This is a genomic window from Pseudomonas sp. NPDC089554 (genome assembly GCF_050280645.1).
Lineage (GTDB): Bacteria > Pseudomonadota > Gammaproteobacteria > Pseudomonadales > Pseudomonadaceae > Aquipseudomonas.
Window position 1 is genome coordinate 80961 of record NZ_JBNNVR010000008.1, and the last position, 10750, is coordinate 91710.

The following is a 10750-nucleotide window of genomic DNA, read 5'->3' on the forward strand; positions in this document are numbered from 1 at the left end:
ATCGACGGCTTGTCTCCAGAGTTCACCTCAGCAGACCGCAGTGGCCACTTGCGCTGGATCGAATGGACTATGAGAAATTTGATTTCCAAGATCAAAGCGATATGGACCGCGTACAAACAACAGGCCGAACAGCCCTGCACCTCTTCTCCAGTGGAAATTGGTTCCGAAGCGCCGATCCGGACGAAGTTAGAGGATCGATTGCGAAGAACAGACTATGCGGAACGGATAGCACAAGTCCTATCAGAGCTCAGCCCCCGCGAAGGACGTGTATTCTCCATCCGGGGTGGTTGGGGCTATGGGAAATCGTCCCTCAAATATCTAGTAATCGAACAGCTGGGCGCCAAATCCAAAACCGCAGACTGGCTCGAATTCAACCCCTGGCAATGGGGAGACGGCAACGCCATTGCACGAGCGCTATTCAGCCAAATTGCTGATCAGCTTGGCGGCGACCTGTCTAAAGACGGACTCGCTAGGGCAGAAAAGCTCAGAAAATACGGGGCTATTCTCACAAGCATTAGTGCACCACTTAAAAAAACGAGCGGCGACAATAGTCTCATTTCATCGGTACTGACCAGCGCGTCAGTAGTGTTCGTTGCCTCCTCAATAGGGTTTGATCTCCCCAACGTAGCAAAGATCGCGGCTGGGCTCGCAGTACTTGCTATTGTTACATCCTTGGCTGGGCGCTGGTTGACGATCAAGGGGCGTGACCGAAGCAATGAGCCACTGGACAAAATTCGGGAGCAGCTGGAAAGCCACCTTCAAAAGCTGAAACAGCCTCTGATCGTCTTCGTCGACGATATCGACAGGTTAGAGCCAGACCAAATCCGGCTACTGCTTCGCCAGGTCAAGGCGAATGCCAACCTGCCTAATATCGTTTTCGTCTTGTTGTTCCAACCAAGCATCGTTGAACGAGCGCTGGATCCTGTCGCTGACGGCGATGGTCGCGCCTTCCTGGAAAAAATCGTTCAGGCCAACTTCGATCTACCAGCGGTTCCGGTGCAAACCGTCCAGACCATCTTCACAGAGCAACTCTCTGAGCTCGCCGGACGCTATGCAACCGAGGCAAACGGATTTGAGGACGTTCGTTGGGGCAATGCCCTCTTTGGGTGCATTCTTCCTCACGTACGCAACATGCGAGACGCACGCAGACTGATCTCATCAATTGCGGTGCATTTGCCACTGCATGCCACAGGGGATTTGCTTGAGGTCAATCTCATAGACTTCTTCGTACTAGAAACCGTTCGCGTATTCGAGCCTGACCTTCACATGGCGATATTCCGTGAAAGGTCATTGGTTCTTCAGGAACGCAGGTTTAGCGGTGACCGCCGTGATCCAGAGTTCAAAGCAGCCGCCGAACGACTCGTCGAGTCAACACAGGCTGAGGACCGCGACTACGCCCGGAACACGATCAGGTTCCTCTTCCCGCCGATCGAATGGGCATTCGGCGGGACTCATTTTTCCAGCAATTTCCGAACTCAATGGCTGAGTGCTAAACAAGTCTGCACGTCTCGCTTTTTCCCAAGATACTTTGAGCTCCAAACAGCGGTCGGAGAAATGTCTGAGCAACGGTTCGTCGATTTCCTGGCAGCGGCTGCTACAGAGGACACGCTTGCATCTTCGGTCGCTGAGATTGAGTCAGACGGGCTTTTATCATCACTGGCTGCCCGTTTGGACGAAAGCGTCGAACGACTACCGCTGGAAACCCCAGAGGTACTGCTCCCAGGAATGTTCCTGATTGCTCAGAAGCTCGTAGCATCTGACGGAGATCCATTCAGTTCACCATGGGTTTGCGCCTGGCGAGCGACGTCCTGGTACTTGAAGCGCATCCCGGAAGACCAACGTGGTGGTCTGGCGCTGGAAGCTCTTCGCGTAACCAAAGGTCTGTCCATCGCTTCAATGCTTATTCACCTCAGTGATCCGGCTGAGCGAGGGGATGAAGATCGATCGGATGTGGAACCGGCGCTTGATTTAGAGACCATCGAGGCGATGAAGGTAGTTTGGTTGAATCTGGTGAGAGCTCAATCCATCGACGTCAAAGCGATGCTCGAAGACCCCGATTTGGTCAGACTTCTGTATCGATGGAAGGAGTACTCTGCGGACCAGGATGAGCCAAGGCGGTGGCTGCTTGAAGCTATCGACACAGACCAAGGATTTGTAGAAATGGCTACCAGCATGATGAGCACGGGAAGAAGCCATACCGCTGGCGACCGAGTGTCCAAGGTCCACAACATGTTCAGTCGGAGTGCGTTCGCTGACTTCATCGGTTTGGAGTTTGCTAAGGCAAGATGCGATGCAATCAACCCTGACGATCATCCTGGCCATGAAGTGGCCCTGAAAACCCTGCACGATCATCTTGTTGCATGGCAACAAAATAACGGGGATTGGATCTATCGCTGAAGGCCTGCTGCAGGCCTTTTATGGGGTCGTCGGAGAGGCGACGCTGCGCTTCGATGTGGCATTTGACCTCTAAGAGGTCCTTGCCGACTTTGGCCTCTATAGGCGCATCTGCAGCATGCTCGGCACGTAGGATGTCCGCCGGCACTGCGGAGTTTCCCTCAATCCTGTTGCTGTAGTACGAGTTCACTACCCGCAATAGGTTAGTCATCGGCATGCGCAGGGGTCTCGGGATCTTGCCATGGAGCTCCGCGTCCGGACGCATAACATGGAGGATCTGATCCTGCAACTCCTCAGGGGCTTTGTCTTGATGTAGTGGTCTACTAACCCCGGACACCCATTTACTGGGAGCTCTGATGCTTGGCTTGTTCGTCATTACGGCGGCGTTCGTCTTCCACAACGAGCTTTCAGTCATTCAGGAACGGCAGCAATTCTTTGCCAATTTGGCAATCGGCGGTGCTCTCTAGCTTGATGACCATCGGAGCAGGCAGGTTCAGCCTGCACGCCTGGATTGAACAAAGCTTCATGGGATGGAGTGGTTCAGCCACGTGATGGCGAATGTCGCCTCCGGCTCCACCGGAGGTTGACATCCCCGCGGCCAGCGCGCAATCAGCGGGTCACGTGCTCGTAGCCTGCAGGTTTTTTCACCACGCCGCATTTGATAGGTGCCGCATTGCCGATCTGCGCGACATACTCGATGCTATGGGGCTTGAATTCCTTGGCCGCATCGGTCAAATCTTTCTCGAGCGTATGGGCTACCAGATAGGCGTTGGACTGGCTGTAACCGAACTCGCGGTGCCAAACCGTATCAACGGCGGTCAGCTTTTCCCAGCCCTTGGCTTCCAGGAATTTATTGAAGGAATAGCGGTTCTCCTTAGCGTCAGAAAAATCGAGCGAAAGCATTACGTGAAGTCTCATAGGTACATCCTCAGCACTACGCAGACGTGGGTAACGCTGGTCACCTGCGAAGAAACCCACTCGGTTCAAACCTAAACCAGCTAGTTAATTTTTTGCAGAATTTGTGCGTTACCGTCAATGGCCAATTCCCTACAAAACCTGTTTCTTTTTAATGGTTAAGGTCTAATAGGCTTCTGTTGAGAATCGTTCTCCATATATATTTTTATTTGACTCATTTTGTAAAAATCTCGGCAACTCTTTCCATGTAAGCCCTGGGCCTAATACTGACGACCGCAATCGGACAAGAGGAGTATGGCCATTTGCCTTGCAACTGTGCTATTGCTTTGGGCTCTATCTGACACGCAAAGGAAAATGCACATGTCTGGTTCTGGCGTCAGCTACCTGGGGCCTTCCACCCCAACCACTTCCTGCACCACTCTCCAATTCGATACCCAGCTGGCCTCGCCGAAAGCAGCGGTGATTGCTCAGTTGAAGCCAAACGACATCCTAGACGTCGTCTTCGCCCAGGCCAATAACCCGCAGATCGTAATCGCCCTGTGGAACGGCGCGGAGGCCGGCAGCATTGTCGACCCGCACCTCACCCAACTGCGCAATTGCATGGGCCAAGGCGAGATGTACAAAGCCAGGGTTCTGCACGTCGGCGGCGGCCAGGTTCGCCTGCGCATTTACCACGTCTAATCGAGAGCAAGGAGAGCTCCATGCTCTGTTCGTCCGAATGCGGACTGGGGTTTGGACAGGACCAATACCCCACGCCTTGCTCATAATTTTCATCGACAAAGTGGGCTGACTCGCTGCCACCTGACTGGTAGGTGCTCCACAGCGAATCAGTAACCCGACCTCGCTGTGCCAATGAGCGGATGTCCGCTTCAAAGTCATCACAGCTCTCATACACTCCCACCACCGCATCGCAGATCCGGGCATTCATATTGGCCATAGTTTGGCCTTGGCCACCGATACGCGCGGTCTCCAGCGCTTTGCGTAAAATCCCGAGCTCGCCGTGCAGTAACTCCATCCTTGCAGCTGCTGCGCCTTGCAGATTAGGGATGAGTGCAGCTGCTCTTTCCCAAGCAGCGCTAGCAGCGTGCAAATCGGAAATGTAGTGGGTTGAGGTGCAAAGCTGGTGATAGATTTCTGCGCGACGCAACGCAGTGGGATCCTCATTGGGCACCATGGGCGCGTCAGCGAGGTGTCGGCCGCGGCACATTCGCCACATGACATCCAGGTTATGCCCCACACCGTTGAAAGGCTTATCACAGAATGGGCAGAGATTATGAAGGACTGCGTTGTGCTTGGAGCATACGGTCACATAAGGCGCGACGTACCGCCGCCAGTAGGAGAAGCCGCGGTTCTTCAAATCTTCACGGACACATTCTGGACAGAACGAGGAATCCCACACACTGAAGCGTTCACCCTCGGAAATGTACTGCTTTCCTGAGTAGGCGTGGTCCCAGCGGGCTTTGAAGACGTGAGTCGACGCCATCATGGTGTGGCCGTGAACTAGCCGATTGAAGCCGTAGCATCCTGGCCACCCCATCGCCTCCGCAAGCCGCTTTACCTCAATCGTCTTCAGCACGTGACGGGTGCCGAGCTGATGGAAGGTCAGCGGAACGTCGATGTGCCAGCTGAGGTGCAAGTTACGCCGCACGTATGATGCGAGCGATTCGTCGGGCTGAATGGGCAATGGCATTGAGGGCGCCGAAGCAGGTTACGTGAAAGGAAACGGAAGAAAGGAAGGTCGTCTAGAGAGAGGGAGCCAGGGACGGCTCCCCCTCTGCGACAGTTTTTAATCTCAGAAACAGTTTTTAATCTCCGAGATCACAGTGCTCGCGCTCAGGTGATGGCTTATTCCACCGTCACCGACTTGGCCAGGTTGCGCGGCTGGTCGACGTCAGTGCCCTTGAGCACTGCGACGTAGTACGACAGCAGTTGCAGCGGAATGGTGTAGAGAATCGGCGCGAGCGCGTCATTGATATGCGGCACCTTGATCACATGGGTGCCTTCGCCATTGCTCATGCCCGCCTGCTCGTCCGCGAACACCACCAGCTCACCGCCACGGGCACGCACTTCCTGCAGGTTGGACTTCAACTTCTCCAGCAGCTCGTTGTTCGGCGCCACGGTGACCACCGGCATGTCGGCGTCCACCAGGGCCAGCGGGCCGTGCTTGAGTTCGCCGGCCGGGTAGGCTTCGGCGTGGATATACGAAATTTCCTTGAGCTTGAGCGCGCCTTCCATCGCCACCGGGTATTGCGCACCACGGCCGAGGAACAGGGTGTGGTGCTTGTCGGCGAACAGCTCGGCGGTCTTCTCCACCACGCTGTCCATCGCCAGTGCCTCACCCAGACGAGTGGACAGGCGACGCAGTTCGTCCACCAGCTCGGCTTCTACGCCCGCTTCCAGGGTGCCACGTACCTGGCCCAGGGCCAGGGTCAGCAACATCAGCGACACCAGCTGGGTGGTGAACGCCTTGGTCGAGGCCACGCCGATTTCCGGGCCGGCCAGGGTCAGCAGGGTCAGGTCGGATTCACGTACCAGCGAACTGATGCCGACGTTGCAGATTGCCAGGCTTCCGAGGAAACCCAGCTCCTTGGCGTTGCGCAGCGCGGCCAGGGTATCGGCGGTTTCGCCAGACTGGGAAATCGATACGAACAGGGTGTCGGGCTGCACCACTACCTTGCGGTAGCGGAACTCGCTGGCCACTTCCACCTGGCAAGGAATGCCGGCCAGGCTTTCCAGCCAGTAACGCGCGACCATGCCGGCGTGGTAGCTGGTACCACAGGCGACGATCTGCACGTTGCGCACCTTGGCGAACAGCTCGGCAGCCTGCGGGCCGAAGGCCTGGACCATGACGTGGTCCTTGCCCAGGCGGCCTTCGAGGGTGCGCTGCACCACGATGGGCTGCTCGTGGATCTCCTTGAGCATGAAGTGGCGGTAGGTGCCCTTGTCTGCGGCCTCGGCGCCTTCGTGGTACTGCACGGTCTCGCGCTGCACCGGCTGGCCGGCCTGGTCCCAGATGCTCACCTGGTCACGACGGATCTCGGCGATATCGCCTTCTTCCAGGTACATGAAGCGATCGGTGACCTGGCGCAGGGCCAATTGGTCGGAGGCCAGGAAGTTCTCGCCATGGCCCAGGCCGATCACCAGCGGGCTACCGCTGCGCGCGGCGACCAGGCGGTCGGGCTGCTTGGCGCTGATGACCGACAGGCCGTAGGCGCCATGCAGGCGCTTGACCGCTGCCTTGAGGGCATCGACCAGGTTCGGCTGGGTCTTCAGCAGGTTGTGGATAAGATGAACGATCACCTCGGTGTCGGTCTGCGAGGTGAACACGTAGCCCAGGCCTTTCAGTTCTTCGCGCAGTTCCTCGTGGTTCTCGATGATGCCGTTGTGCACCACCGCCACTTCATTGCCGGAGAAATGCGGGTGGGCATTGTGCTCGGTCGGCGCACCGTGGGTGGCCCAGCGTGTATGGGCGATGCCCAGCTGGCCGAGCAGCGGCTCGGCGGCGACGGCAGCTTCCAGCTCGCTGACCTTGCCGATACGACGGCGGCGCTCGAGCTGGCCTTGCTGGGTGTACACCGCCAGGCCCGCGCTGTCATAGCCACGGTATTCCAGGCGCTTGAGGCCTTCGATGAGGATGGAAGTGATGTTGCGCTCGGCGACTGCACCGACGATTCCACACATGGTCATTGCTCCTGGCTGATCGCGGCACAGATCAGGTTGATGCCGCGTGCTTGTATCTGTTCGCGTGCCGCGCTGGGCAGGCGATCATCCGTAATAAGGGTGCTTACGCTGCCCCAGGGCAGCTCGAGGTTGGGGATCTTGCGCCCGACCTTGTCGGACTCGACCATCACGATCACTTCCCGGGCCACCTCGGCCATGACACGGCTCAGGCCCAGCAGTTCGTTGAACGTGGTGGTGCCGCGTGCCAAGTCGATGCCATCGGCACCGATGAAAAGCTGGTCGAAATCGTAAGAGCGTAGTACCTGCTCGGCGACCTGGCCCTGGAACGACTCGGAATGCGGGTCCCAGGTGCCGCCGGTCATCAGCAGCACGGGCTCGTGCTCCTGCTCGCTGATGGCGCGGGCCACGTTCAACGAGTTGGTCATCACCACAAGACCCGGCTGGCGGCCCAGTTCGGGGATCATCGCGGCGGTGGTGCTGCCACTGTCGATGATGATGCGCGCGTGTTCGCGGATCCGCCCTACAGCGGCGCGGGCGATAGCTTTTTTGTAGGAAGACACCGGTTGCTGCGTTTCGACCAGCATCTCTTGCGGGACTGGCACGGCGCCGCCGTAGCGCCTCAGTAACAGGCCGTTGGCTTCGAGGGCGGCGAGGTCTTTACGAATAGTCACTTCCGACGTTTCGAAATGCTTGGCCAAGGCATCCACACTGACCTCGCCCTGCTCACTGAGCAAGGCAAGGATGTTGTGGCGGCGCTGGGGCGTGTTTCGTTTCGACATGACAGGCTTAAGTTTCGATTCGAAAGATAATGATGGCAATCAAAACCTAAGATGAGCGATCCGTCAAGGTGTGGATAAGTTATTCGCTAGCTTTACCTGCCAGCCCAACAAAAAAGCCGACTTATTCACATAAGTCGGCTTCTCGAAGAAGGCCTGTGGATAATCAGCTCTTCTTGATTTTCTCCGGCCGCTTCCAGCCATCGATATTGCGCTGACGCGCCCGCGCCACCGCCAGTTGCCCAGCCTCGACCGACTGGTTGATGGTGGAGCCCGCGGCAGTCGTGGCCCCATCCTTGATTTCCACAGGCGCCACCAGCGAGTTGTTCGAGCCGATGAACACGTCCTTGCCCATCACCGTCTTGAACTTGTTGGCGCCGTCATAGTTGCAGGTGATGGTGCCCGCACCGATGTTGGTCCGCGCGCCTACCTCGGCGTCGCCCAGGTAGGTCAGGTGACCCGCCTTGGCGCCCTCTCCCAGATGCGCATTCTTCAGCTCGACGAAGTTACCCACATGGGCCTTGGCCTCAAGCACGCTGCCCGGGCGCAGGCGAGCGAACGGGCCGGCATCGCTGCCCTCGCCCAGCACGGCGCCTTCGAGGTGGCTGTTGGCCTTGACCACGGCGCCCTTGCGCAGGGTGCTGTCCTTGATCACGCAATTCGGGCCGATCTGTACGTCGTCCTCGATGACCACCTTGCCTTCGAGGATCACGTTGATGTCGATCAGCACATCGCGGCCCACGGTCACCTCGCCGCGCACGTCGAAACGCGCCGGGTCACGCAGGGTCACGCCCAAGGCCATCAGGCGGCGGCCTTCGCGCAACTGGTAGTGACGCTCGAGTTCGGACAGCTGGCGGCGGTCGTTGGCGCCCTGCACTTCCATCGGGTCGTGGGGCTGCTCGGTGGCCACCACCAAGCCGTCCGACACCGCCATGGCGATCACGTCGGTCAGGTAGTACTCGCCCTGGGCGTTGTTGTTGGACAAGCGGCCCATCCAGTCCGCCAGGCGGCTCGCCGGCAGCGCCAGGATGCCGGTATTGCCTTCCTTGATCGCTTTTTGCGCGTCGCTGGCGTCCTTGTGCTCGACGATAGCCGCCACCTGGCCCTGGGCGTCGCGCACGATGCGGCCATAGCCAGTTGGGTCATCAAGGTTCACGGTCAGCAGGCCGAGCTGCTGGGCGTTGGCCTTGGCCAGCAGGCGTTGCAGGGTTTCTACCTCGATCAACGGCACGTCGCCATAGAGCACCAGCACGGTGTCGGCAGTGATCGCTGGCAACGCCTGAGCGACCGCATGGCCGGTGCCCAGCTGTTTGTCCTGCATGACGAAGTTCAGGTCATCGGCAGACAGGCGTTCGCGGACCTGCTCGGCACCATGGCCAATGACCACGTGAATTCCCTTGGGCTGCAACTGGCGCGCGCTGTGGATAACGTGGCCGAGCATGGAGTTGCCTGCGACCGGGTGCAGCACCTTCGGCAGCGCAGAGCGCATGCGGGTACCTTGGCCTGCGGCGAGAATGACGATATCGAGGGACATTGACTGGCTACCAATCCTGGGCGGTCAGGGACGTGACCAAAAGAGAAATTCAGAAAAAGAAAAAGGGTAGCCGAGGCTACCCTTTAACTCAATCGCAGCGAAAGTGTCCGGCCAAGGCCGAATTACTTGCCTTTGCGCAATTGCTGGACAGTACGCAGCTGGGCTGCAGCCTCGGCCAGACGTGCGGCAGCAGCGCCGTAGTCGAAGTCCGAGCCTTTAGCGTTCAGCGCGTTCTCAGCAGCCTTGAGGGCTTCCTGAGCCTGTGCTTCGTCCAGGTCGGCAGCGCGCTGCACGGTGTCGGCGAGAACCTTGACCATGTTCGGCTGCACTTCGAGGAAGCCACCGGAGATATAGTACACCTCCTGAGTGCCACCCTGCTTGGTCAGCGTGATCGGGCCCGGCTTGAGATTGGTGATCAGCGGCGCGTGGCCTGGAGCGATACCCAGATCGCCCAGGTTGCCGTGCGCTACTACCATCTCGACCAGACCGGAGAAGATTTCCCCTTCCGCGCTGACGATATCGCAATGGACTGTCATAGCCATCTGCTTGCCTCAACCTGATTAGCGCCCCTTGCGGGGCGCCGGGATTACAGTTTCTTGGCTTTCTCGATCGCTTCGTCGATGCCGCCGACCATGTAGAACGCTTGTTCTGGCAGGTGGTCGTAGTCACCTTTGAGGATACCGCTGAAGCCAGCGATGGTGTCCTTGAGCGAAACGTACTTGCCTGGCGAACCGGTGAAGACTTCGGCCACGAAGAACGGCTGCGACAGGAAGCGCTGGATCTTACGAGCGCGGGCAACCAGTTGCTTGTCGGTCTCGGACAGTTCGTCCATACCCAAGATCGCGATGATGTCTTTCAGCTCTTTGTAGCGCTGCAGAACATACTGGACCTGACGGGCAGTTTCGTAGTGCTCGGTACCGATCACGTTCGGGTCCAGCTGGCGCGAAGTCGAGTCCAGTGGGTCGACCGCTGGGTAGATACCCAGGGAGGCGATGTCACGGGACAGTACGACGGTGGCGTCGAGGTGGGCGAAGGTGGTGGCTGGCGACGGGTCGGTCAGGTCGTCCGCAGGTACGTATACGGCCTGGATCGAGGTGATCGAACCTTCTTTGGTCGAAGTGATGCGCTCTTGCAGAACGCCCATCTCTTCGGCCAGGGTCGGCTGGTAACCTACTGCCGAAGGCATACGGCCCAGCAGTGCGGATACTTCGGTACCGGCCAGGGTGTAACGATAGATGTTGTCGACGAACAGCAGAACGTCGTTACCTTCGTCACGGAACTTCTCAGCCATGGTCAGGCCGGTCAGCGCTACGCGCAGACGGTTTCCTGGTGGCTCGTTCATCTGACCGTAGACCAGCGCTACCTTGTCGAGAACGTTGGAGTCCTTCATCTCGTGGTAGAAGTCGTTACCCTCACGAGTACGCTCACCCACACCGGCGAACACGGAATA

The 10750-nt window shown here is 58.3% G+C and carries 9 protein-coding genes and 1 pseudogene; 2 read left to right on the forward strand and 8 right to left on the reverse strand.

What is annotated here, in order from left to right:
• The first annotated feature begins 69 nt into the window (after positions 1-69).
• Positions 70-2397 (forward strand): KAP family P-loop NTPase fold protein, encoded by a 2328-nt coding sequence (locus ACQKPE_RS04575; RefSeq protein WP_427663601.1) that lies wholly within the window; start codon positions 70-72, stop codon positions 2395-2397.
• A gap of 19 nt (positions 2398-2416) precedes the next feature.
• Here ACQKPE_RS04575 and ACQKPE_RS04580 read toward each other — a convergent pair.
• Together ACQKPE_RS04580 and ACQKPE_RS04585 are read right to left on the reverse strand one after the other, a co-directional pair.
• Positions 2417-2770 (reverse strand): annotated as a pseudogene (locus ACQKPE_RS04580) (hypothetical protein); the annotation flags it as partial.
• Positions 2771-3003: 233 nt separating this feature from the next.
• The gene (locus tag ACQKPE_RS04585; protein ID WP_427663603.1) at positions 3004-3312 is read right to left on the reverse strand and encodes a hypothetical protein; all 309 of its coding nucleotides are present in this window, start codon (positions 3310-3312) and stop codon (positions 3004-3006) included.
• A 357-nt stretch (positions 3313-3669) separates the two neighbouring features.
• Between ACQKPE_RS04585 and ACQKPE_RS04590 the strand changes: the two genes are divergently transcribed.
• A complete protein-coding gene (locus ACQKPE_RS04590; RefSeq protein WP_427663605.1) occupies positions 3670-3990 on the forward strand; it encodes a hypothetical protein in 321 nt (106 codons plus the stop codon).
• Here ACQKPE_RS04590 and ACQKPE_RS04595 read toward each other — a convergent pair.
• From ACQKPE_RS04595 to atpD, 6 genes are all read right to left on the reverse strand, one after another.
• Positions 3890-4999, reverse strand: a complete 1110-nt coding sequence (locus ACQKPE_RS04595; RefSeq protein ID WP_427663607.1) for a TniQ family protein — start codon at positions 4997-4999, stop codon at positions 3890-3892. The two genes, ACQKPE_RS04590 and ACQKPE_RS04595, sit on opposite strands and share 101 nt — an antisense overlap.
• A 155-nt stretch (positions 5000-5154) precedes the next feature.
• Positions 5155-6990, reverse strand: coding sequence for a glutamine--fructose-6-phosphate transaminase (isomerizing) (gene glmS / locus ACQKPE_RS04600; RefSeq protein WP_427663609.1), 1836 nt, complete (start codon positions 6988-6990; stop codon positions 5155-5157).
• Between the two features lie 2 nt (positions 6991-6992).
• A complete protein-coding gene (locus ACQKPE_RS04605) occupies positions 6993-7769 on the reverse strand; it encodes a DeoR/GlpR family DNA-binding transcription regulator (protein WP_427663611.1) in 777 nt (258 codons plus the stop codon).
• Between the two features lie 163 nt (positions 7770-7932).
• Entirely contained in the window at positions 7933-9300 is a 1368-nt protein-coding gene (gene glmU, locus ACQKPE_RS04610) for a bifunctional UDP-N-acetylglucosamine diphosphorylase/glucosamine-1-phosphate N-acetyltransferase GlmU (protein ID WP_427663613.1), read from the reverse strand.
• Between the two features lie 122 nt (positions 9301-9422).
• Positions 9423-9842 carry a F0F1 ATP synthase subunit epsilon gene (locus ACQKPE_RS04615; protein ID WP_427663615.1) on the reverse strand — a complete coding sequence of 140 codons (420 nt, stop codon included), beginning with the start codon at positions 9840-9842 and terminating at the stop codon, positions 9423-9425.
• Positions 9843-9886: 44 nt separating this feature from the next.
• The coding region (gene atpD / locus ACQKPE_RS04620) for a F0F1 ATP synthase subunit beta (RefSeq protein WP_427663616.1) at positions 9887-10750 on the reverse strand (864 nt) is incomplete at its 5' end.